We start from the raw sequence: 23,031 nt of genomic DNA, 5'->3' as shown, positions 1-23,031 counted from the left end.
TTTTGAATTATTATTATCCATTTTTTTCTTCTCGCTAAATCTGATTTTGGGTGTAATTTTCACAATTTCAAAATTCCTAATTCAATATTCAACATTCGTATTTCAAACCTTTGTACCTTTGTACCTCAAAACCTTTGCGCCTTATTAAAAAATGAACAAAACCATCCAGCTTCAAGATTTAGGAACTAAAGATTACAAGGAAACTTGGGAATACCAAGAAGAATTGTTTAAAGGAATCGTCGATTTAAAAATTAGAAATCGCAGAGAAGAACTAGAATTAGAAACTCCTAATTATTTTCTTTTTGTAGAGCATCCACATGTTTATACATTAGGTAAAAGTGGTGATTTAAGTAATTTACTTTTATCTGAAAAACAATTGGAAGCCAAAGGAGCGACTTTTTATAAAATCAATCGTGGTGGTGATATTACGTATCACGGACCAGGGCAAATTGTAGGGTATCCAATTATAGATTTAGAAAATTTTTTTACTGATATTCATAAATATTTGCGCTTTCTGGAAGAAGCAATTATTCTTACTCTACAAGAATATGGAATCGTTTGCGGCAGAAGTGAAGGTGAAACTGGAGTTTGGTTAGGTGCAGGAACACCATTTGCTAGGAAAATTTGTGCTATGGGCGTTCGTGCTTCCCGTTGGGTAACCATGCATGGATTTGCTTTAAACGTAAATGCTGATTTGGGTTATTTTGACAATATCATTCCGTGTGGAATTCGCGGTAAAGCCGTAACTTCTTTAAACGTGGAACTTGGCGTAGCAAAAGTTAATGAAGAAGAAGTCAAAGAAAAAATCCTGAAACATTTCGTTATTCTTTTTGACTCAACTTTTGAGAAATCTTAATTCTTAAATAAAAAAACTTTACACGAGCTTGTAAGGCGAACTGGTGAAGTAATCTGCAATCAAAAATCAAAAGAATACTGTTCCGGCAATAACCGAAAACTCATTCGGTGGTATTTTGTAACTCCGTAAATTCGGATTGCTTCTCGGTGTTCTTTGGTAGGATAACCTTTGTTTTGTTTCCAATTGTACATTGGGAATTCCTCATGAATCCGGTTCATATATTCATCCCGATAGGTTTTTGCTAGTATGGAAGCGGCTGCAATGCTCATATATTTTGAATCCCCCTTTACAATACTGGCATTCGGAATTGAATTTAGTATTTCAATTTCAGCATCGGTAAAAATCTTTCCTCCACGGTTTTTAATGCCGCCTTTAGGAATTAAAGGACTATTTCCGTCTACAATAATTGATTTAGGTCTTGGATCTAGTTTTAAAATACTTTCCTGCATTGCTTTTATAGAGGCATTCAAAATATTTATTTCGTCAATTATGAAAGGTTCCAGATGCGTTACTGCAAATGAAATGCATTCTTTTTCTATAATAGGTCTTAATTTTTCCCGAGTTTTTTCAGATAGTTGCTTACTATCATTCAGTAACTCGTTTTGAAAATTTTCTGGTAATAGTACAGCAGCGGCAGTAACAGGTCCGGCCAGGCAACCACGACCAGCTTCATCCGTTCCTGTTTCTAAAAATTGTGTTAAAAAGAATGGGCTTAACATTAAATTAATTTTGACAAAAATATAACATTATGAAACATTATGAAATATTATGTAGGAATATACAAAATTTAATGAGTTTATCTATTGATTTAAGTATAAACTTTAACAGATGTTAACTTCTTTAGTGTTAAAATAAATTTGTTTCTTTAAGAAATTATTATGATTTTTGTAAAATAACTAATTCAATAAATTAATATGAGATCAAAGTACAAATGGATTATCACGCTATTCTTAGCGTTATCAATGCAGTTATCGTTTGCTCAAGAGAAAACGGTATCTGGTGTAGTATCTGATTCATCAGGCCCTTTGCCTGGCGTAAATGTTTTGGTGAGAGGTTCCAAAACAGGTGTTCAGACTGATTTTGATGGGAAGTATTCTATCAAAGCAAAAACAGGAGATGTATTAGTATTTTCTTTTGTGGGAATGACCGATGCTACCAAAACGGTTGGTGCATCAAATACAGTAAATGTATCACTGCAAGATGGAGTAAGTTTGAATGAAGTTATTGTTCAGACTAATCTAGGGTATTATTCAAAAGATTCAAGAAAGTTATCTTCGTCTGTTTCTACGGTTTCTGCAGATGAAATAGCTAAGCAGTCTCCAGCGCTAACTATTCAAAATGCGTTACAAGGGCAAGCTGCGGGTGTACAAGTTACATCGGCGAATGGAAAGCCAGGTGCTGCTGCTTTTGTTACTGTTCGTGGAGCTGTTAGTATCACAGGAGGTTCGGCTCAGGCTATTTATGTGGTTGATGGTGCATTTGTGAACGGAACAGAAGCTTCTGCTTTGAGTTCAAATGATATCGAATCTGTTTCAGTACTTAAAGATGGAGCATCTGCTGCAATTTATGGGGTACGTGGTGGAAACGGAGTTGTAGTTATTACAACAAAAAAAGGTAAAAATGCGAAAGGTAAATTTCAGTTTAATAATTCAATTGGATTTACACAAAAAATTGCTGACCCGTTTGACATGATGAACGCTGATCAGAAAATTCGATATGAAGGCTTAATTGGCGCGGGTTCGACGACGGCATCCACGGTGACTCCTGCGAGGTTAGCATTGTTGCGTTCTTATGATCACAACTGGCAAGATGACTTGCTAAGAAAAGGATTTGTGCAAAATAATAATTTTTCTTATTCAGGTGGTAATGATCAATTTACTAATTTTATGTCTGTAGGTTACACTGAGGACAGTGGAATTATAGACAAGCTTAAAGGATTCAATAGAATTACGGCTAGATATAATAGTGAGTATAAGGCTAATGACAGAGTGAAATTTGGTTTTAATATTGGTGGATCATATGAGAAATTTAATGACTCAAGAGATCGTAACAATGCACAAAGCCCAATTAGAGCAATGTATGACTATAATCCTTACGAGCCATTTTATGCTAGAGATGCTAGCGGAAATGTGATTAATGATGTTTTAGGAAACCCAGTTTTTAATACAAACTTATTGGCAGGATTCCCTATTCAAGAGGCGATTATTAATAACACAGAACAACGTCGTTTCTTCAGATTATATGGACGTCCTTATGTAGAGTTAGGAATAGTTAAAGATTTGACATTCAAAACTCAAATGAATATGAACTACGAAAGATATCAGAGAGAGACTTTCACAAAACCATTTTCGTTTTTGGATTTAATTGTTGGAGATCCTACTGCTAGAGGTCAAAAGACTGACAACGGGTGGGATTCGTTAGAATATCAGTTAACTAACAGTTTGAATTATAAATATAGCATCAATGGGAAGCATAACTTTGAATCTACTGTATTGTACGAATATTTCAAATATAACTTTAGATCACATTCTTTAACTAGAAAAGGATATGTAAATGGTGATTTGCCTACTGCTGGTACAGCAGTTGTTGGAGTTCCTTTTACTGCAAGAAATGAAAATGCAACTGTTTCCGTTTTTGGTAATATCGATTACGATTTTGATGGAAAATATTTAGTATCGTTATATGGACGTCGCGATGGTTCATCAGTTTTAGGAAGTAACAATAAATATGAGTTTGCAAAAGGAGCATCTCTTGGATGGAATGTTACTAGCGAAGCTTTTATGAGCGATGTAAAATGGTTGAATAATTTGAAGTTAAGAGCATCTTATGGAGAGTTAAATTCAACTAACGGTATTGATAATTATACTGCTCAAAATCTTTTTAGTACTTCGCAATATGGTGGAAATATCGGAACTGTTTTGACAGCAAGCACAGTTGGAAACAATAACTTAAAGTTTGAAAAAGCGGAGAAATACGAAATTGGTATTGAATCTGCATTATTAAATAATAGGTTGACCTTCTCAGGTTCGGTATTTAAAGATAAAAGAAATGACTTTATCTACAGCGACAATACTACTGTTGGAACAGGTTTTTCTACACTGATCAACGCAGGTGACTGGACTTCAAAAGGAGCTGAAATTGAGTTAAAAGCATTTGCAATTAAAAATGCAAATACAACCTTGTCTTTTTATGTTAATGCTGCCACTTTTGACAGAGAAATTAACGAGTTAAACCGTCCTGGGGATCCAAACAATCAGCTTTCAAGAGGTTTAACATGGAATAAAGTGGGTCGTTCTCCTGATGATTTCTTCCTTGTGCCTTACGCAGGAGTTAATCCTACTAACGGTCGTGCTATGTATACTAAATTAGATGGTACAGTTACGGATGTTTACAGTGCTGGAGACAGAGTTTTTACTGGTAAAACTCCTTATGCTAAATATGAAGGTGGTTTTGGTATGCAATTTGCTTATAAAGGATTTGATATCTCTACTGATTTTGTATTCAAAGAAGGTAACTATACATACAATTACATGTGGCAGAATATGGTTGCTGATGGTGCTGCGCCAAATAGAAATCAAGCTGTAGCAGCTTTTGATTTTTGGACTGCAACTAACACAACTGCGTCTTTACCTGCGCCACAACAGTTGTCAGGGATTAACTCTAATCTAGAATCAGATCGTTTCTTAGAGGATGCAAGTTATATTAGATTTAGAAATCTTAATATTGGATATAAGTTTACTAAGAAAGCATTCACTAATTTACCTGTAGATGATATTAGAATTTACACTCAAATGCAAAACTTATTTACATGGAGTAAGTTTAATGGAGATCCAGAGGTAGGAATTGGTAGTGCTGAGAATCAAACGGGAACACAAGCGAATCCTCTTATTCCTGGTCAATTTGCATTGTATTCTTATCCTAATGTTCAAACATTCCTTTTTGGAGTATCAATTAATTTATAATTATAAAATTATGAAAAAAATAATATATCTTGTTGCTTTATCTTTCGCATTAAATTCTTGCGACGATGAAGACATCACATTTGCACCATATAACGCAGTTAGTGAGTCAATTGTTTTGCGTAATGCGGCTGACTTTGAGAATATGCTAACTGGAGCATACTCTTATATGATCAAAAATGGTGGTGACGGTGGTTACGGTTCTGAATTTATCATTGACTCTGAAGTATTGACTGATAATCTTATTCTTAAGGTAGAAGGTCGTCAGACTAATGCCAATGGATTTAGATTGCAATCAGTGCCTAATAGCTCTCATTTTAATTATTATATTAGTGCTTATAGAGCTGCAGAAACAGCTACTAGAGTTATCGACAATATTAATGTTATACCTCAGGATGCGGTTAGAGATAATATCGAAGGGCAGGCTCGTTTCATTAGAGCGTTAAACAACTTTGACTTAGTTAGAATTTATTCTAAAATTCCTACTCAGGCTGCTGATGCAAATGCTTCTTTAGGTATGTATTATTTAGATGCTGTTGCTCCTTTTTCTAAACCATCAAGACCAACTGTTGAAGATACCTATAAAAAAGTAGTTGATGATTTATTGATTGCTGCTAATAAAATTGGTACAACTAATACGATTGCCTCAGGAAAGGCTTCGAAGGCGGCAGTTTATGCTTTGTTGTCTCGTGTGTATCTTTATTTAGGAGATTTTCCAAAAGTTATTCAATATGGAAATCTTGCTATTGCAGGTAATACTGTTTGCCCTAGAGCAAGTTTCGTTAATCTTTGGAAAGATGCAAATGCTTCAGGTGTTTTATTTAAACTAAGAATAGACCAAGTTGATGGTGTTACTCCAGGAGTTGTTTACAATCAGACAGTAGCAAGTGGTGTTCGTTCAGAGTATGTTGTGCCTAAAAGTTTTTCAGATTTGTTTCAAACCACAGATATTAGAAAGGCTGCTTACATTCAGACTAGCGCATATAATACCATACCTTACAATCACGTTATCAAATATCTAAGTCGTTTAACTGGTAACCCAGCTATTGTTGATATTAAAGTATTGCGTATTGAAGAAGTATATTTGAACATGGCTGAGGCTCAGTATAGAATCAACGGTGGAGGTTTAGCGTTTCTTGATGCGGTAAGATCTCAAAGATATTCTCCTTTTGTTTCAGGTAGTGAAACTGGGGTTGCGTTACTAAATGCTATTTTACTTGAACGAAGATTAGAACTTGCTTTTGAAATGGATCGTTTCTTTACATTAAAAAGATTAGGTTTGTCTATGGTAAGAAATGCTGTTGAAGGTGACTACGCTAGTGGTGCTGGTACCAAAGTTGAAGCTACAGCTTTGACAATTCCTGCTGGTGATTTTAAATGGCAACTTCCTGTTCCACAATCTCAAATAGATTTGAATAGTAATTTAAAGCAAAATCCAGGTTATTAATTAATAGCTTTAATATTTTAAAAACCTCCCTTTTTAACCATTTGGGAGGTTTTTGTTTTTAAAATGTTTGTATATTTGGTAGATTACTAAATTTAATTCTTATTTTTTGTAAATGAAAAAAATTTTATTTTTTATACTGATTTTTCAATTTTCTACTGCACAGAACTTGGAACAACGAAAGAAGATTATACGGTCCTATGACAATGAAAAAATCAATAGTTTTGTTGATAAATTAGTAGAAGCGCAAAAGGAGCAAAAATTGAAAGTTAAAAATTATAAGCTTCAATACAGGTTGTTAGATTCGGAAAAAAATTCACTCCAGCGTATATATGATGGATTGCCTTTTTTTTATACTATTGAAAACGATGAGTCCGTGGCTACAATTCGTGCAAATTCGTTGCAGCCTAATGGTATTCTAGGCCTTAGTTTGACTGGTAATGGAATAACTGCTGGGGTTTGGGATGGAGGTAAAGTCCGGGAAACACATCAGGAATTGTCTGGGTCAAAGGTTACGTTTGGTGATGGAGCAATATCTCCTAGTGCTCATTCGACACATGTAACTGGTACGATAGTTGGATCAGGTATTGTACCAAGAGCTAGAGGGTTCGCTTATCAAGCGAAAGCAAGAACTTATTTTTGGGATAGTGATGTTGAGGAAATGACGAATTTTGCCAGTGAAGGTTATTTAGTGTCAAACCATTCCTACGGGTATGGGATTTCAAATTCTTTTGCTAATGCCCGATTTGGTTACTATGACCAGACTTCTGCTGATTTTGATAAAATTTCAGAGGTATTTCCTTATTATCAAATAGTTGTTGCTGCAGGTAATTCAAGAAACAGTACCCATTCACAAATAAATGCTAAAGGTGGTTTTGATATGCTTACTGGTAGTACTGTATCTAAAAATACGATTGTCGTTGCGGCTGTTAATTCTGTTCCAAATTATACTGGTCCTGCGAGTGTTACAATGAGTTCGTTTAGTAATTATGGTCCCACTGACGATGGAAGAATTAAGCCAGACATAAGCGCTAAAGGCGTTGCTGTATACTCATGTAATGGACCAAATGACAATACGTATGAGACGCTAAGTGGCACGTCAATGGCAGCTCCAGCAATCACAGGATTAATTGTTTTACTTCAACAGCATTATAATAATTTAAATACTGCATTTATGAAAGCTGCAACAGCCCGTGGTTTACTTTGCCATACTGCAGATGAAGCGGGTTTTTCAATAGGTCCTGATTATGAGTACGGTTGGGGTTTAGCAAATGGGGAAGAAGCCGCTAAAGTCATTAGTTCAAACGGAAAGACCTCGTTGGTTTTAGAAACTACTTTAACAGATCAAGTGGTTTTTAAGAAGCAGGTTTCTGTTTCTTCACCAAGAGCATTAAATGTTTCAATTGCTTGGACTGATCCAGTTAAGATAGGCGCCGTTGTTACTCCTATTGTTGAAGATAATAGGAACACTAATCTGGTAAACAATCTAGATCTTAAGATTATTGATGAAGCAGGTACTGTTTATTATCCTTGGAAATTAGATCCTACTGCGTTAAATAGCCCGGCGACTCAAAATTCTGATAATAATGTTGATAATATTGAAAAAGTATCAATTGCAAATGCTGCTGCTGGTAAGTATACTATTCAGGTCACAAATAAAGGAAGTTTATTGGCAGGTGTTCAGGATTTTACATTAATCGCAAGTGGTTTAGATGATTTGACCTTAGCTACTGTAGATTATGACAAAAATAATTTGGTTAGAGTTTATCCTAATCCAGTGCAAGAAAATTTATTTTTCGATTTACCAGAGTCTTTTTCTCCATCTGAAGTTATAATTTACGATATTTCAGGAAAATTAATTAGAAGCTTTAGATACGAAGGAAAGAATAATGTAAAGGTGGGAGAACTAAAATCTGGAGTCTACATCGTCAAGTTTGTTAGCCAAGATAAAAGCCTTAACTTCAAGTTTATTAAGAAATAGAAATTCTGGATTAATTTCAGACTTTAAAAAACATCCACGTACGCTGGATGTTTTTTTATTTATAGCTATTTATAATATACCTTTGCCAATCTAAAATGATATCATTGCCTAATTATATTCCTTTCAAATGAGAATAATATTTTATCTGTGTTTTTTGGTGTTTCCAGCTGTCCTCTTTTCTCAAGAAAAAAGAGAACAGACTATGATTTATGATAGTAAATACAATAGCTCAGATTCTGTTAAAAAGCAGATTCAAAAAACAGCAACCATCGATCTCTATAAGGTAATCACCATAGAAAATGATACAACTTATATTGATACTTCTCTTACCATTCAAAAAGAATACAGCCACAACTATTTGCGAAAAGACATTTTTGGACTTTTGCCTTTTGCAAATGATGGACAAACGTACAATACACTGCAGTATAGTTTAACAGATTTTTCACCGTATCCGGAATTTGGTTTTAAAGCAAAACATTTTAATTTTTTAGAAGCAAATCAAATACGCTATTATTCCGTTGCGACTCCCGTTACCGAATTATATTTTAAAACTACTGTCAGGAAAGGGCAGTCTGTAGATGCATTTATTACGTTGAATACTTCTGAAAATCTTAATTTTTCTATTGCATACAAAGGTTTGCGTTCAGAAGGGGAATATATTAATCAGTTGTCCAGTACAGGTAATTTTAGGTTTACCACAAGTTATAATACCAAAAATAAGCGCTATTTTGCTAAAGCACATTATACTTTTCAAGATATTCTGAATGAGGAAAATGGGGGAATAACAACAATAGATGATTTCGAAAGTGAAGATCCAAACTATAATAATCGCCAACGATTTGAAGTTTACTTTTCAGATGCTAAATCATTTCTTAAAGGAAAAAGAATATTTCTAGATCATAATTTCAGGATAAATTCAGAAAAAGGGAATAATAACTTGTATTTAACCCATCAGTTCAATTATGAAAATAAATTTTTCGAATACAATCAGGCCACTGTTCCATCAACAGTAGGAGGGGAAATTGTATATAGATTTGGGGAGTCTTTTAAAACCAGCGAGATAAACGATCAAACCCGTTACAATAAAATGTACAATAGAGTAGGGCTAGTTTATGAGAACACCACTTTAGGGAAATTCCAGTTTTTTGCGGATGATTTTAGATCGAATTATTATTACGATCAGATTTTGATTTTTGATAATCAAAATGTGATACCAAGTTCATTTAGTCAAGAAATTAATAGTGTTGGTGGTCAATATGAGTACCAAAAAAACAAATGGAATGGTAAGTTTTTATACTCAAGATCTGTAACGACGCAGTCTTTATCAAATCTTGATGCTAAATTAGAATATGATTTTAATGATGAAACACAATTCTCATTTCAGTATCAGAATATAAATAAATTACCAAATAGTAATTACAATCTATATCAAAGTAGTTATGTTCAATACAATTGGTCAAATGATTTTAAGAATGAAAAAATAAATTCAATTAGCGCAAATGCAATTACTCCATGGGTAGATGCAGAAGTACAGTTTTCAGTTTTAAAAGATCATTTGTATTTTAATGATGTGTCAAGTTCTGAACAAGCATTAGCAAAAACACAAATAGTGGCCCCATCTCAATATGACGGTACTATAAATTATTTGTCTGTAAAAGTAAGTAGAGAATTGACATTTGGAAATTTTGCTCTAGATAATACCATTTTATATCAAAAAGTAGATCAACAAGATGCGATTTTAAATGTTCCAGAAATCGTAACAAGAAACACATTTTATTATTCTAATTATTTGTTTAAAAAAGCCTTATTTTTGCAAACAGGCATCTCGCTCAATTACTTTTCGAGCTATTATGCCAATGATTATAATCCTGTGATAGGAGAGTTTTTTGTCCAAAATGATAAACAAATTGGAAATCATCCAAACTTTGATTTTTTTATAAACGCAAAAATTCAAAGAACGCGTATTTATTTCAAAGCAGAGCATTTTAATTCCTCGCTTACAGGTAATAATTTTTATTCTTCACCAAATAATCCATCGCGTGATTTCACGATTCGATTCGGATTAATTTGGAACTTCTTTAATTAATTTCAGACGGTTGTATAGCCTTTAAGAGCTCTTTTTTTGGGCGTTTCCCGTGCTTTTCGCTATGTATCCTCACTTGTTTAATGGAAGCAAGTAAAGGATGTCGCTAAGATCACTAACGCAAAATTCCGTAAACCAGGATATTTTTATAACAAAATACTATCTTTGTGCTAGTATTTACAACAAATGACAATCTTAAATCCACAATAAAATGCGCTACGCAGAAAATATATTAGGCACAATAGGCAATACACCATTAGTAAAACTGAATAAAGTGACTGCAGAAGTAGATGCTTTGGTACTTGCTAAGGTGGAAACGTTCAACCCAGGAAATTCCGTAAAGGATAGAATGGCAGTAAAAATGATTGAAGATGCCGAAGCTGACGGAAGATTAAAACCAGGCGGAACTATTATTGAAGGAACTTCCGGGAATACAGGAATGGGATTGGCATTAGTAGCCATCATAAAAGGATACAAACTGATTTGTGTGATTTCAGATAAACAGTCGAAGGAAAAGATGGATATTCTTCGTGCCGTTGGAGCCAAAGTTGTGGTTTGTCCTACTGATGTTGAGCCAACTGATCCGCGTTCCTACTATTCGGTTTCCAAACGATTGGCAGAAGAAACGCCTAATTCTTGGTATGTGAATCAATACGATAACCCTTCAAATGCTATTGCGCATTACGAGCAAACGGGACCGGAAATTTGGGAGCAAACAGGAGGTAAAATCACTCATTTTGTTGTTGGAGTAGGGACTGGAGGAACAATTTCTGGTGTAGCTAAATATTTAAAAGAGAAAAATCCAAACATTAAAATTTGGGGAATAGATACCTATGGTTCTGTATTTAAAAAATATCATGAAACCGGAATTTTTGATGAAAATGAAATCTATTCGTATATCACAGAAGGGATCGGAGAAGATATTCTTCCAAAAAATGTTGATTTTTCTTTGATTGACGGATTTACAAAAGTAACGGATAAAGATGCAGCGGTTTATACCCGTAAAATTGCACTTGAAGAAGGGATATTTGTAGGAAATTCAGCTGGAGCTGCGATAAAAGGATTATTACAACTCAAAGAACATTTCAAACCTGAAGATGTCGTTGTTGTTTTATTTCATGATTCAGGAAGCCGTTACGTAGGTAAAATGTTCAATGATGACTGGATGCGTGAACGTGGTTTTCTAGACGAAGAAATTACAAAGGCTGAGGATGTTATTAAAGATCATATCGATAAACCATTAATTGTAGTTCGCACGGAAGAATTAGTTTCGCATGCTATAGAAAGAATGCGTAAATACAAGATATCTCAAATTCCGGTTATTGACGTTACAGGATTTGTAGGTTCTGTTGATGAAAGTGATTTGTTCCAAAGCTATGTTGCCGATAAAAATGTTGCTGACAAACCTATAAAAGAAGTTATGGGAAAACCATTTCCGATAGTAAAATTTGGTACTCCAATAGAAGAAGTTTCTCGATTATTTACAAAAGAGAATGAAGCCGTTTTGATCGAATTAGAGAATGGAAATCACCATATTATTACCAAATATGATATTATTGGATCGATAAAATAAAATTTTATAATTCAAAAATATTAAAGTTTTTAAAGCCATGAATTTGACGAGTTTATTTCGTTAAATTTGTGGTTTTTTAGATTTATAAGAAACATATAATATGATCTTCACTGCCATAGATTTTGAAACTGCAACCGCATTCCATCCGTGTTCCGTAGGTATTGTTACCGTAGAAAACGGGATAATTGTTGATGAGTTTGTTAGTTTAATTAAGCCGCCAAACAATCTATATTCGCCTTTTACAATTCAAGTTCATGGGATATATCCGCGAGATACGGTGAATGCAAAATCATTTGCACAGGTATATCCTGAAATACAAAAACGCCTTAAAAATAGAGTAGTTGTAGCCCATAATGAGAGTTTCGACAGAAATGTTCTTGCGAAATCAATGGCGCTTTATGGTTTGGATTATGCTGATTTGAATATAGCATCCCGTTGGGAATGTACCGTGAAAATTTACAAAGCCAAAGGGTTAAAGCCAACTAAATTAAGTGATTGTTGCCGAGAAATGAATATCGCATTAAATCATCATGAAGCATTATCTGATGCTCGGGCTTGTGCCAAATTATATATGTTGAAATAAAATTCTTTCATTTTAGTTTTTTTTTCCTTATTTTAGAAGTCTCTTATCCCCAAGTATATACTCTATTATCTAAAAAAAAATGAAAGAAGATTTTCTCCATTACCTCTGGAAGTTTAAGAAGTTTGATGTCCTGAATTTAAAAACAGTCAACAACGAGGAAATCACAATTGTTAATGTAGGTCAGTATCTTGAATTAGCAGGGCCAGACTTTTTTAATGCTCAGATAGTTATTGGTACTCAAAAATGGGCGGGTAACGTTGAAATTCATCTTAAATCTTCGGATTGGTATGTGCATCATCACGAAAAAGATGTGGGTTATGAAAATGTAATTTTGCATGTGGTTTGGGAACATGATGTGGCCGTTTTTAGAAGTGATAATTCTGAAATTTCAGTTTTAGAACTAAAAAATTACGTAGAAAAAGCGACTGTTGAAAACTATCAGTCTTTAATGACTCCAAAATCATGGATTTTTTGTGAAAAACAACTAAAAGATGTTGATGTGTTTGCATTGCAAAACTGGCAAGAGCGTTTGTTTTTTGAACGTTTGGAAAGAAAATCTCAACCTATATTTGATTTATTGGAGCAAACCAATCATGATTGGGAAGGAGTTTTATTCTGTTTATTAGCTAAGAATTTTGGATTAAACACAAACGGCGAAATTTTCTATAAAATGGCGCAGTCTCTTTCTTTTTCAATAATTAGAAAGGAAAGTTTTGAAGTCGAAAACTTAGAAGCTTTGATTTTTGGTGCTGCTGGATTATTGGATTCTGAAAAAGAAGATAACTATTTCAAGGACTTAAAATTCAGATATTTCTACTTGTTGCATAAGTATCAAATGGAAAAGGTTTGTTTGGAACCAGTACAGTTTTTTAAGCATCGACCGGATAATTTCCCAACGATACGACTCTCTCAATTAGCTAATTTATACCATAGTAAGCAGAATTTGTTTTCTAAAATAAGTAGCCTAAATTCATTGAAAAGTACTTACGAATTGTTTCAAATTACTGCTTCGGAATATTGGCAAAGCCATTATCAGTTTGATAAAGAAAGCCCGATAAAAAAGAAAACACTGTCTAAATCTTTTATTGATTTAATTGTGATAAATACTATAATTCCGATTCAATTTGCTTTTGCAAAAAGTCAAGGAAAAGAAATTTCGGAGGACTTAATTAGCTTTTTAAATGAAGTTGCGGCAGAGAAAAATGCCATTATAGAAAAATTTACTTCTTTTGGAATACTATCAAAAACTGCTTTTGAAACACAATCTTTGTTGCAACTCAAGAATGAATATTGTAATAAAAGTAAGTGTTTAGAATGTGCTATAGGTATGGAATTAATGAAAAAATGTTGATTTATTGATTCGTTTATTCGTTTACACGAAAAATTCGTAATTTTGCTAATAATTCATAACTCATAAAATGTCAGTAGTAATAAAACTAAAGTTCTTTTTTGAAAAACATGGTTTTCATGTTTCTTCTCGTTTAGCTGATACTTTAGGAATGCGTGCTAGTAGTGTGCGATTGTTTTTTATCTATTTGTCTTTTGTCACTGTAGGTTTATGGTTTGCGGTTTATCTCACTTTGGCTTTTTGGATTCGATTGAAGGATTTAATTCGTGCCAAACGAACCTCGGTTTTTGATTTGTAAATAGCTATAAATGAAAAAGGGATTATAAAGTGTTTAAATACTTTATAATCCCTTTTTTTATTTATGACAAATTTTTATTTGTCTGTCTTTCCTAATTTAGCATTACGTTTCCCGTAAAGAAAGTAAATTACAATTCCAAGTGCTAGCCATCCTAATGAGAGCATTTGTGCATCTCTACTTAAATTAAACATTAGGTATGTGTTGATTAGTATACCAGAAACTGCAATTACGGGAAGTGCAGGAACTTTGAAAGTTCTTTCTAAATTAGGTTGCTTAACTCTCAGTATCCAAACGGCAATACAAACCATTGTGAATGCAAATAAGGTACCAAAACTAGTCATGTCAGCTAATTTATTAATTGGTGTAAAGGCTGCTACGACAGCAATTACAATTCCTAAGATCATAAGATTCGTTTTAGGTGTGCCTGAAATAGGATTGACTTTAGAGAATACTTGAGGAATTAAACCGTCTTTAGACATTCCTAAGAAAATTCTGGATTGACCCATAATCATCACCATTAGTACAGATATTAATCCTATAGTTGCAGCAATGGTTATAATATATCCTGCCCAAGCTTGTCCAGCAATATCAAATGCATAAGCTACAGGTGCTTTGATAGCATCCGGGTATTTTCCTAGAGGATTAAAATCTTGATAACTCATCATTCCTGTTAGTACTAATGATACTAAAATATAAAGAGTTGTACATATTAACAATGAACCAATTATTGCGAAAGGAACATCTTTTTTAGGATTAATTGCTTCCCCGGCCTGAGTAGAAACCGCATCAAAACCAACATATGCAAAAAATATTGCAGCTGCTCCAGAAACAATTCCTGAAAAACCATACGCATTGTGCGTAGCTTCTTTTTCTATAATTTGAGTGGCCTCTGGAATGAATGGTGTCCAGTTTTCAACGTTAATGAAAAAAGCTCCTGCAATGATGACAAATATAATAGCGGATACTTTAAGTATAACGATCATATTATTCGCTTTAGCAGCACTTTGAGTTCCTTTCATTAAAATAGAAATTACAAATAAAACTATTAAGAATGCAGGAAGATTCATAGAAAAACCCTCGCCTGTGTAACTTGCTGGATCTGTTGTTAGCCATTCAGGTAGCTGAATATGAAACATTTTGAGTAATTTATTAAAGTATCCAGACCATGATACTGCTACTGTCATTGACCCCATGGCATACTCTAATATTAAACCCCAACCAATAATCCAAGCGAAAATCTCACCAATAGTCCCGTAAGCGTAAGCATAAGCTGAACCCTCGACAGGTAAAATTGATGCGAATTCAGAATAACAAAGTGCTGCGAAAACACATGCTATCCCTGCAATAATGAATGATATTGCTAATGCTGGACCAGCGTGGTAATATGCACCAGTTCCAGTAAGAACGAAGATACCTCCACCAATTATGGCACCAACACCTATTGCTGTTAGGCTCCATTTTCCCAGAACCTTCTTTAACTGACTTTTTTTCATATCTGCCTCAAAAGCAGATACAGGTTTTACTCTCCAAATTGACATAATTTTATGGGTTTCTAGTTATTAAGCTCCAAATGTATAGTTTTTTATAAAAAATAAAAACAATAATTTAATTTTAAGTTATAAAAAAGTAATTTAATTGTCTTTATTTGGGATTTAGTATGAGAAAAAACTTTTTTTGAATGTTGCTGTACTGATTGTCACACTGTTTTTGAAATAAGTTTTGCTTCTTTTAAATATTTTTTCTTAGAAAGTGATAGATCTTGATTTAATTTATAAATTTAGAAATCTTAATTAACGCTATTAATCCTCATATTATAAATGGATTTTAAAACTGTGCGAACTTTCTTCAATTTTACTCGAGAGCAACGCACGGGTGTTTTCGCATTGTTCGTAATCATAATTCTTTTGCAAATGATTTATTTTTTTGCAGACGTTAGTTTTGAAACAAAAGAATATCCTGATAAGCAAAAATGGCTTTCTCTTCAGTCTAAAGTGGATTCTATGAAAGTAGATAACAACAGGAAGTTGACTAAGATGTATCTTTTTAATCCTAATTTCATAACTGATTATAGAGGATACAAGTTAGGAATGTCAGTGAAAGAAATTGACCGCTTGTTGGCTTTTAGAAAACAAAATAAATATGTTAATTCGCCTAAGGAATTTCAAAACGTAACTAAAATTTCGGACTCATTGTTAAATGTGATGGCTCCTTATTTTAAATTTCCTGATTGGGTAAATAATAAGAAAGAATATAAAGAATTTAAAAAATATCCAAATCAGGCTTTCGCCAAAAAAGAAAAAATCTTTTTAATCGATATTAATCAGGCATCCAAGGATGATTTGATAAAAATTTACGGAATAGGTGAGGCGATTTCTTTACGAATTTTAAAACAAAAAGAAAGTTTAGGAGGATTTGTTTCCATGGAACAAATGAAAGATGTTTGGGGATTATCGCCTGAAGTGATTGAGAATCTAAACACTCATTTTAAAGTTTCAGTACTTCCAAATTTTAAGAAAATAGATATTAATAATGCTTCTTTAAAAGAGCTTTCCCAGTTTTATTATTTCAGATACGCTTTAGCAAAAGAAATTGTTACTTATAGAAGTATGAGAGGGAATATTAATAATATTGAGGATTTAACAAAAATTAAGGGATTTCCTGTTGATAAAGCAAAAATAATTGGCTTATATTTGGACTTTAATTAGAAGAATCAAATTTTAAGCTCTTGATAATTGTGTTTTAAGACATTTTAAAATTGATGTAGCATTTTTGTTCACTAATTATTTTAACCGTTAAAAAAAGAAATCTGAGACATTACTGCATCATTATGTTTCAATTAATACTATTTGTTAAAAAAAATATATAATATATGAATTCAATTTATTTCACTGAAGAACACCAAGCGTTTAGAGAAAGTTTAAAAGATTTTTTGCAAAAAGAAGTTGTTCCTCATATTGAGAAATGGGAAAAAACAGGTACAATAGAACGTTTTATTTGGGAAAAATTCGGAGAAATGGGATATTTTGGTATTGCCTATCCAGAAGCTTATGGTGGACTTGATTTAGATTTGTTTTACACTGTTATTTTTCTTGAGGAATTACAAAAAATAAAATCATCTGGTTTTGCCGCAGCCATGTGGGCTCATGGGTATTTGGCTATGACACACTTAAATGCCGAAGGTGACGAAAGAATAAAACAAGACTACTTAGTGCCAAGTATTGCTGGAAAAAAAATAGGCGCTTTATGTATCTCTGAACCTTTTGGCGGAAGTGATGTAGCAGGAATGCGCACAAATGCCGTAAAAAAAGGAGACAAGTATATTATAAATGGTTCTAAAACGTTTATAACTAATGGTGTTTATGCTGATTATTACATTGTAGCTGCAAAAACAAACCCAGAACTGGGTAACAAGGGAATTAGTATTTTTTTGATGGATACGGGTTTGAAAGGGATATCAGCTTCAAAACTTGATAAACTAGGTTGGAGAGCATCGGATACAGCAGAGATTGCCTTTGACAATGTAGAAATCCCTGCTGAAAATTTAATGGGTGAAGAAGGAAAAGGATTTCCTTATATCATGCAGCATTTTGCTTTAGAGCGTTTAATTATGGCTATTAATGCTCATGCTAGAGCTGAATATGCTATTGATTACACTATTGATTATATGTCACAACGTGAGGCTTTTGGTAAAAAAATAAGTAAGTTTCAAGCATTAAGACATACGCTTGTGGAACATGCAACGGAGGTTGAGCATTGTAAAATTTTCAATTATGCTGCAGTAGCCCGTCTTGATAAAGGGGAATATGTAGTTAAAGAAGCAACAATGGCAAAATTGAAATCTACAAAAGTGGCCGATGAGACCATTTACAGTTGTTTACAAATGCTAGGAGGTTATGGTTACATGGAAGAGTATCCGTTAGCACGCTTGTTTAGAGATAGTCGTTTAGGGCCTATCGGTGGAGGAACATCAGAAATCTTAAAAGAAATTTTAGGAAAAATGATTATTGACAATCAAAATTATGAGCCTGCTGTAAAATAGTTTGGTTTTCTTGTGTTAAGTCACGAGTTGTAAATAATACTAAGAGTCTTGTTTTTCAAGGCTCTTTTTTTTGTGTGAAGGATAGAAGTGGAAATCCTTTATAGATGCGTAGCAGCAAATAAAGATTGTAGCGCATAGCCTGACGGCAAGCAGTTACGTTCAAGGAACTAAAACACGTCATAGCCGGCACACCCAAAATAAATAACAATAAATAGCGATAAAGTAAAAATAATGTTTACTTTTGCACACTTAAAGAAAGGGGGTGTCTATATTATGTTAATTATACCAATTAAAGACGGAGAAAATATCGATAGAGCGTTAAAACGTTACAAAAGAAAATTTGATAAAACAGGAACTGTTCGTCAACTAAGAGCACGTACTGCTTTTATTAAGCCTTCAGTTACAAATAGAATCAAAATTCAAAAAGCGGCTTATATCCAAAATATGAGAGATAACTTAGAGAGTTAGTCAATATCTATTAAAATAAAATACCGTTAGTCATTAAAAGTTTTATAACTTTGATGCTAACGGTTTTTTTATGATTACTAATAAAGGCGCATTTCGGGATTATCTACAGTTGGAGAAAAAATATTCTTCACATACCGTTACAGCGTATTGTAATGACATTACTTCTTTCGAATCATTCAATACGATACATTTTGACCAAGAGAACGTAGAGCAAGTTAATTATAGTCAAATTAGAAGTTGGATTGTGTCTCTTGTTGATAATGATATATCAAATACTTCAGTTAATAGAAAAATTGCATCCTTAAAAGCATTTTATAAATTTCTATTAAAAACTAAGCAGATAGAAGTGAGTCCGTTGTTGAAACACAAGGCATTAAAGGCTACGAAGTTGTTGCAGGTTCCTTTTTCTGAAAAGGAGGTTGTTGATGCTTTGGGTGTGATGCAAAACACTTTTGGTTTTGAAGGGATTAGAAATAAACTTATTGTTGATTTGTTTTACACAACAGGAATGCGTAGAGCCGAGCTGATAGGTTTGAAAATTTCAAACATTGATTTGTCTGGAAGTACAATAAAAGTGTTGGGTAAGCGAAATAAGGAGCGAATTCTTCCTGTTTTGCCAATAATAAAAGATCAGTTTGCTTTGTACTTGGAGGAGCGGGGAGGCTTGTTATCTATTGTGGATTGTGATTATTTATTTCTCACAAAAAAAGGGTTAAAATTAAATGATTCCTTTGTGTATCGATTAATAAATTCTTACTTTAGTACTGTCTCTGAAAAAGTAAAAAAGAGCCCCCATATATTGAGACATACTTTTGCAACGCATTTGTTAAATAATGGAGCGGATTTAAATTCAGTCAAGGAATTATTAGGTCATTCTAGTCTGGCATCGACGCAGATATATACACATAGTAGTTTATCAGAACTGAAAAGTGTATATAAAGAAGCGCATCCACGGGGACGTAAGTAATTTTGAGAAATGTTTAACTATTAAAAAAAATGATTATGAAGGTAAGTGTTCATGCAGTTAACTTTACTGTTGACAAAAAGCTAGTAGATTTTGTTCAAGAAAGAATGGACAAGTTGGAAAAGTATTATGACAAAGTAGTGTCAGCAGATGTTTTTTTGAAGGTTGAAAAAACAAGTGATAAAGAAAATAAAATTGCCGAGGTAAAAATCAATGTTCCTGGAGATGATTTTTTGGTAAAAAAGCAATGTAAAACTTTTGAAGAGGCAGTTGAGCTTTCGGCGGAATCCTTAGAGAGAATGTTGGTTAAAAGGAAAGAAAAAATAAGTTCACACATTTAATATGAATTTTTTTTTAAAAAATGTTTTGATTGAGAGATAAAATCTATACATTTGCAGTCCGTTAGAAATAGCGGACTTTTTTTATTGATTCGCCAGCGTAGCTCAGTTGGCTAGAGCAGCTGATTTGTAATCAGCAGGTCGTGGGTTCGAGTCCCTCCGCCGGCTCAAGACTGTAAAGGTTTGACGATAAAAAAAGTAGGGGAGATACTCAAGCGGCCAACGAGGGCAGACTGTAAATCTGCTGTGTGAACTTCGCAGGTTCGAATCCTGCTCTCCCCACAAGAATTAATTGTTGGATTGCAAATTTTTAGATTGAAAAGTCTAAAGTTAGGAGTCTAAGCTCTTTAATCAAGGGTTCTGCCGACTTAGCTCAGAGGTAGAGTGCTTCCTTGGTAAGGAAGAGGTCACGGGTTCAATTCCCGTAGTTGGCTCAAGTAAGAAGGAAATTGAAATAAATATATAAACTAGATTAAAAATTAAGTAAAATGGCAAAAGAAACCTTTAACCGTTCGAAACCACACTTAAATATTGGTACGATCGGACACGTAGATCACGGTAAAACTACTTTAACAGCAGCAATCACAAAAGTGTTATCTGATGCTGGTTACTGTCAAGCAAAATCATTTGATCAAATTGATAATGCTCCTGAAGAAAAAGAAAGAGGTATTACAATTAATACATCACACGTTGAGTATGAAACTGCTAACCGTCACTACGCTCACGTTGACTGTCCTGGTCACGCGGATTACGTAAAAAACATGGTTACTGGTGCTGCTCAAATGGACGGTGCTATCCTTGTTGTAGCTGCAACTGATGGACCAATGCCACAAACACGTGAGCACATCCTTTTAGGTCGCCAAGTTGGTATTCCTAGAATGGTAGTATTCATGAACAAAGTGGATATGGTTGATGATGCTGAGTTGTTGGAACTTGTTGAAATGGAAATTAGAGACTTATTGTCTTTCTACGAATATGATGGAGATAATTGTCCAGTTGTTCAAGGGTCTGCTCTTGGAGGATTGAATAATGATCCAGCTTGGGTACCAAAAATTATTGAATTGATGGAAGCTGTTGATAACTGGATTGAAGAGCCAGTTCGTGATACAGAAAAACCATTCTTGATGCCAGTTGAGGATGTATTTACAATTACTGGTCGTGGAACTGTTGCTACAGGTCGTATCGAAACTGGTATTGCTAATACAGGAGATGCTGTTGAAATCATTGGTATGGGAGCTGAAAAATTGACTTCTACTATTACAGGAGTTGAGATGTTCCGTAAAATCCTTGATAGAGGAGAAGCAGGAGATAACGTAGGTTTATTGTTGCGTGGTGTTGATAAAGAATCTATCAAAAGAGGAATGGTTATCATTAAGCCAGGATCAGTTAAACCACACGCTACTTTCAAAGCAGAGGTTTATATCTTGAAAAAAGAAGAAGGTGGTCGTCATACTCCATTTCATAATAACTACCGTCCACAGTTCTACGTACGTACAACTGATGTAACAGGAGTTATTACTTTGCCAGAAGGTGTAGAGATGGTAATGCCAGGAGACAACTTAACTATTAATGTTGCTTTGTTAAGCCCAATCGCAATGAGCGTTGGTTTACGTTTTGCTATCCGTGAAGGTGGTAGAACAGTAGGTGCTGGTCAAGTAACTGAAATAGTAGGGTAATCTACTAAAAATAAATTCAAAAAGTAGTGTCGTTTAACGATGACACTACTTTTATTCTACGGGCGTAGTTCAAGGGTAGAATAGCGGTCTCCAAAACCGTTGATGGGGGTTCGAATCCCTCCGCCCGTGCAAAAAAATAAATCATAATGACAAAAGTTGTTAATTACATATCAGAAGCATTTGAGGAATTAAAGTCAAATGTTACTTGGCCAGCTTGGGCTGAGGTGCAACGTCTAACGATTGTTGTTGCTGTTTTTTCAGTATTATTCGCTTTGGCAACTTGGGGAGTAGATGAAATTTTCGCAAAAGCTTTGGCTGGATTTTTTAACTGGATAAAAGCATAATTTTTTTTGTTATGGCAGATAATAATATTAAGAAGTGGTATGTTGTTAGAGCAGTAAGCGGGCAAGAAAATAAAGTGAAAGCTTATATTGAAACCGAAATTGCGCGACTAGGAATGGGAGATTATGTTTCGCAAGTTTTAGTGCCTACTGAAAAAGTAGTGACTGTAAAAGAGGGAAAAAAAATAATCAAAGACAAAGTTTATTTTCCTGGTTATGTTATGATTGAAGCAAATCTTATTGGAGAGATACCTCATATTATTAAGTCTATAACAAGTGTTATTGGTTTTCTAGGTGAAATCAAAGGAGGAGAGCCTGTGCCATTGAGAATTTCTGAAGTAAACAGAATGTTAGGTAAAGTGGATGAGTTAGCTGTGAATACAGACACACGTTCTATTCCGTTTAACATTGGTGAGACTATTAAGGTTGTTGATGGACCTTTTAATGGTTTTAACGGTACTGTTGAAAAAATTAATGAAGAAAAGCGTAAACTTGAAGTAATGGTTAAAATTTTCGGAAGAAAAACACCATTAGAATTGAGTTTTATGCAAGTTGAAAAAGTATAATTTTTTGTTACATCTATAATATCCATTGCAGTCGCTTCCAATGATTGTAGTGTTAAATTTTTTAAAAAATGGCTAAAGAAATTAGTAAGGTAGTTAAACTACAAGTTAAGGGAGGTGCTGCGAACCCGTCGCCACCGGTTGGACCTGCTTTAGGAGCTGCTGGGGTAAACATCATGGAATTCTGCAAGCAATTTAATGCTAGAACTCAAGATAAACCCGGCAAAATATGCCCAGTACAAATTACTGTGTATAAAGACAAATCATTTGATTTTGTTGTAAAAACTCCTCCAGCGGCAGTCCAGTTATTGGAAGCTGCAAAGCTAAAGTCAGGATCTGGTGAACCAAATCGTAAAAAAGTAGCTAGCGTTACTTGGGATGTTATCAAAGCAATTGCTGAAGATAAAATGGTAGATTTAAATGCATTCACAATCGAATCTGCTATGAGCATGATTGCTGGAACAGCTAGATCTATGGGTATAACTGTATCAGGAGATTCTCCTTTTTAATTAAGAGA

Annotated in this window: 20 protein-coding genes and 4 tRNA genes; 22 read left to right on the top strand and 2 right to left on the bottom strand. The window is 33.9% G+C overall.

Annotated features, from left to right (window positions below; genetic code table 11):
• Positions 1–151: 151 nt before the first annotated feature.
• Positions 152–856: a lipoyl(octanoyl) transferase LipB gene (gene lipB / locus ACXX80_RS02115; RefSeq protein WP_458551789.1), complete on the top strand. Its 705-nt coding sequence runs from the start codon at positions 152–154 to the stop codon at positions 854–856.
• A gap of 59 nt (positions 857–915) precedes the next feature.
• On the opposite strand, the gene rnhB is transcribed toward lipB, so the two are convergent.
• Positions 916–1,575: a ribonuclease HII gene (gene rnhB / locus ACXX80_RS02110; protein ID WP_458551788.1), complete on the bottom strand. Its 660-nt coding sequence runs from the start codon at positions 1,573–1,575 to the stop codon at positions 916–918.
• 195 nt (positions 1,576–1,770) lie between these two features.
• On the opposite strand from rnhB, the gene ACXX80_RS02105 reads away from it, so the two are divergent.
• From ACXX80_RS02105 to ACXX80_RS02070, 8 genes are all read left to right on the top strand, one after another.
• Positions 1,771–4,818 carry a SusC/RagA family TonB-linked outer membrane protein gene (locus ACXX80_RS02105; RefSeq protein ID WP_458551787.1) on the top strand — a complete coding sequence of 1,016 codons (3,048 nt, stop codon included), beginning with the start codon at positions 1,771–1,773 and terminating at the stop codon, positions 4,816–4,818.
• Between the two features lie 10 nt (positions 4,819–4,828).
• Positions 4,829–6,262 carry a RagB/SusD family nutrient uptake outer membrane protein gene (locus tag ACXX80_RS02100; RefSeq protein WP_458551786.1) on the top strand — a complete coding sequence of 478 codons (1,434 nt, stop codon included), beginning with the start codon at positions 4,829–4,831 and terminating at the stop codon, positions 6,260–6,262.
• 112 nt (positions 6,263–6,374) lie between these two features.
• Positions 6,375–8,240, top strand: a complete 1,866-nt coding sequence (locus ACXX80_RS02095; RefSeq protein ID WP_458551785.1) for a S8 family serine peptidase — start codon at positions 6,375–6,377, stop codon at positions 8,238–8,240.
• Positions 8,241–8,367: 127 nt separating this feature from the next.
• A complete protein-coding gene (locus ACXX80_RS02090) occupies positions 8,368–10,326 on the top strand; it encodes a putative porin (protein ID WP_458551784.1) in 1,959 nt (652 codons plus the stop codon).
• A 208-nt stretch (positions 10,327–10,534) separates the two neighbouring features.
• A complete protein-coding gene (locus ACXX80_RS02085; RefSeq protein WP_458551783.1) occupies positions 10,535–11,896 on the top strand; it encodes a pyridoxal-phosphate dependent enzyme in 1,362 nt (453 codons plus the stop codon).
• Positions 11,897–11,996: 100 nt separating this feature from the next.
• Positions 11,997–12,479, top strand: coding sequence for a 3'-5' exonuclease (locus tag ACXX80_RS02080; RefSeq protein WP_458551782.1), 483 nt, complete (start codon positions 11,997–11,999; stop codon positions 12,477–12,479).
• A 79-nt stretch (positions 12,480–12,558) separates the two neighbouring features.
• On the top strand, positions 12,559–13,830 hold the full coding sequence (locus ACXX80_RS02075) for a DUF2851 family protein (RefSeq protein ID WP_458551781.1): 1,272 nt from the start codon (positions 12,559–12,561) through the stop codon (positions 13,828–13,830).
• A 67-nt stretch (positions 13,831–13,897) separates the two neighbouring features.
• Complete coding sequence (locus tag ACXX80_RS02070; protein ID WP_099714538.1) at positions 13,898–14,125, top strand: PspC family transcriptional regulator; 228 nt, start codon at positions 13,898–13,900, stop codon at positions 14,123–14,125.
• Between the two features lie 74 nt (positions 14,126–14,199).
• Here ACXX80_RS02070 and ACXX80_RS02065 read toward each other — a convergent pair whose 3' ends face one another.
• Complete coding sequence (locus ACXX80_RS02065) at positions 14,200–15,663, bottom strand: APC family permease (protein ID WP_458551780.1); 1,464 nt, start codon at positions 15,661–15,663, stop codon at positions 14,200–14,202.
• Between the two features lie 279 nt (positions 15,664–15,942).
• On the opposite strand from ACXX80_RS02065, the gene ACXX80_RS02060 reads away from it, so the two are divergent.
• The 13 genes from ACXX80_RS02060 to rplK all read left to right on the top strand — a co-directional run bounded on the left by ACXX80_RS02060 (position 15,943) and on the right by rplK (position 23,023).
• Positions 15,943–16,830, top strand: coding sequence for a ComEA family DNA-binding protein (locus ACXX80_RS02060; RefSeq protein WP_458551779.1), 888 nt, complete (start codon positions 15,943–15,945; stop codon positions 16,828–16,830).
• Between the two features lie 164 nt (positions 16,831–16,994).
• The gene (locus tag ACXX80_RS02055) at positions 16,995–18,164 is read left to right on the top strand and encodes an acyl-CoA dehydrogenase family protein (RefSeq protein WP_458551778.1); all 1,170 of its coding nucleotides are present in this window, start codon (positions 16,995–16,997) and stop codon (positions 18,162–18,164) included.
• A 273-nt stretch (positions 18,165–18,437) separates the two neighbouring features.
• Positions 18,438–18,632 carry a 30S ribosomal protein S21 gene (rpsU, locus tag ACXX80_RS02050; RefSeq protein ID WP_035670421.1) on the top strand — a complete coding sequence of 65 codons (195 nt, stop codon included), beginning with the start codon at positions 18,438–18,440 and terminating at the stop codon, positions 18,630–18,632.
• A gap of 70 nt (positions 18,633–18,702) precedes the next feature.
• Complete coding sequence (locus ACXX80_RS02045) at positions 18,703–19,599, top strand: tyrosine-type recombinase/integrase (RefSeq protein WP_458551777.1); 897 nt, start codon at positions 18,703–18,705, stop codon at positions 19,597–19,599.
• 35 nt (positions 19,600–19,634) lie between these two features.
• Complete coding sequence (gene hpf, locus ACXX80_RS02040; protein WP_099716279.1) at positions 19,635–19,937, top strand: ribosome hibernation-promoting factor, HPF/YfiA family; 303 nt, start codon at positions 19,635–19,637, stop codon at positions 19,935–19,937.
• A 91-nt stretch (positions 19,938–20,028) separates the two neighbouring features.
• A tRNA-Thr gene (locus tag ACXX80_RS02035) sits at positions 20,029–20,102 on the top strand.
• 33 nt (positions 20,103–20,135) lie between these two features.
• Positions 20,136–20,216, top strand: a tRNA-Tyr gene (locus ACXX80_RS02030).
• A gap of 80 nt (positions 20,217–20,296) precedes the next feature.
• Positions 20,297–20,368: transfer RNA gene (locus ACXX80_RS02025), tRNA-Thr, on the top strand.
• Positions 20,369–20,422: 54 nt separating this feature from the next.
• A complete protein-coding gene (gene tuf, locus ACXX80_RS02020) occupies positions 20,423–21,610 on the top strand; it encodes an elongation factor Tu (protein WP_458551776.1) in 1,188 nt (395 codons plus the stop codon).
• A 58-nt stretch (positions 21,611–21,668) separates the two neighbouring features.
• A tRNA-Trp gene (locus ACXX80_RS02015) sits at positions 21,669–21,739 on the top strand.
• Between the two features lie 17 nt (positions 21,740–21,756).
• Entirely contained in the window at positions 21,757–21,954 is a 198-nt protein-coding gene (secE, locus tag ACXX80_RS02010) for a preprotein translocase subunit SecE (RefSeq protein ID WP_039109059.1), read from the top strand.
• 11 nt (positions 21,955–21,965) lie between these two features.
• Positions 21,966–22,517: a transcription termination/antitermination protein NusG gene (gene nusG / locus ACXX80_RS02005; protein WP_126455879.1), complete on the top strand. Its 552-nt coding sequence runs from the start codon at positions 21,966–21,968 to the stop codon at positions 22,515–22,517.
• A 68-nt stretch (positions 22,518–22,585) separates the two neighbouring features.
• On the top strand, positions 22,586–23,023 hold the full coding sequence (gene rplK / locus ACXX80_RS02000; protein ID WP_035639405.1) for a 50S ribosomal protein L11: 438 nt from the start codon (positions 22,586–22,588) through the stop codon (positions 23,021–23,023).
• Positions 23,024–23,031 lie beyond the last annotated feature (8 nt).

The sequence above is a fragment of the Flavobacterium sp. GNP002 genome (assembly GCF_054343795.1).
This window is presented reverse-complemented; position numbering and strand designations above follow the sequence as displayed.

Excerpts from the sequence above, each read along its gene's own strand:
- tuf (WP_458551776.1), top strand. The coding sequence starts at position 20,423 with ATGGCAAAAGAAACCTTTAACCGTTCGAAACCACACTTAAATATTGGT.
- rpsU (WP_035670421.1), top strand. The coding sequence starts at position 18,438 with ATGTTAATTATACCAATTAAAGACGGAGAAAATATCGATAGAGCGTTA.
- ACXX80_RS02085 (WP_458551783.1), top strand. The coding sequence starts at position 10,535 with ATGCGCTACGCAGAAAATATATTAGGCACAATAGGCAATACACCATTA.
- ACXX80_RS02065 (WP_458551780.1), bottom strand. The coding sequence starts at position 15,663 with ATGTCAATTTGGAGAGTAAAACCTGTATCTGCTTTTGAGGCAGATATG.
- ACXX80_RS02055 (WP_458551778.1), top strand. The coding sequence starts at position 16,995 with ATGAATTCAATTTATTTCACTGAAGAACACCAAGCGTTTAGAGAAAGT.
- lipB (WP_458551789.1), top strand. The coding sequence starts at position 152 with ATGAACAAAACCATCCAGCTTCAAGATTTAGGAACTAAAGATTACAAG.
- nusG (WP_126455879.1), top strand. The coding sequence starts at position 21,966 with ATGGCAGATAATAATATTAAGAAGTGGTATGTTGTTAGAGCAGTAAGC.
- ACXX80_RS02105 (WP_458551787.1), top strand. The coding sequence starts at position 1,771 with ATGAGATCAAAGTACAAATGGATTATCACGCTATTCTTAGCGTTATCA.
- ACXX80_RS02090 (WP_458551784.1), top strand. The coding sequence starts at position 8,368 with ATGAGAATAATATTTTATCTGTGTTTTTTGGTGTTTCCAGCTGTCCTC.
- rnhB (WP_458551788.1), bottom strand. The coding sequence starts at position 1,575 with ATGTTAAGCCCATTCTTTTTAACACAATTTTTAGAAACAGGAACGGAT.
- rplK (WP_035639405.1), top strand. The coding sequence starts at position 22,586 with ATGGCTAAAGAAATTAGTAAGGTAGTTAAACTACAAGTTAAGGGAGGT.
- ACXX80_RS02100 (WP_458551786.1), top strand. The coding sequence starts at position 4,829 with ATGAAAAAAATAATATATCTTGTTGCTTTATCTTTCGCATTAAATTCT.
- secE (WP_039109059.1), top strand. The coding sequence starts at position 21,757 with ATGACAAAAGTTGTTAATTACATATCAGAAGCATTTGAGGAATTAAAG.
- ACXX80_RS02060 (WP_458551779.1), top strand. The coding sequence starts at position 15,943 with ATGGATTTTAAAACTGTGCGAACTTTCTTCAATTTTACTCGAGAGCAA.
- ACXX80_RS02075 (WP_458551781.1), top strand. The coding sequence starts at position 12,559 with ATGAAAGAAGATTTTCTCCATTACCTCTGGAAGTTTAAGAAGTTTGAT.
- ACXX80_RS02095 (WP_458551785.1), top strand. The coding sequence starts at position 6,375 with ATGAAAAAAATTTTATTTTTTATACTGATTTTTCAATTTTCTACTGCA.
- ACXX80_RS02070 (WP_099714538.1), top strand. The coding sequence starts at position 13,898 with ATGTCAGTAGTAATAAAACTAAAGTTCTTTTTTGAAAAACATGGTTTT.
- hpf (WP_099716279.1), top strand. The coding sequence starts at position 19,635 with ATGAAGGTAAGTGTTCATGCAGTTAACTTTACTGTTGACAAAAAGCTA.
- ACXX80_RS02080 (WP_458551782.1), top strand. The coding sequence starts at position 11,997 with ATGATCTTCACTGCCATAGATTTTGAAACTGCAACCGCATTCCATCCG.
- ACXX80_RS02045 (WP_458551777.1), top strand. The coding sequence starts at position 18,703 with ATGATTACTAATAAAGGCGCATTTCGGGATTATCTACAGTTGGAGAAA.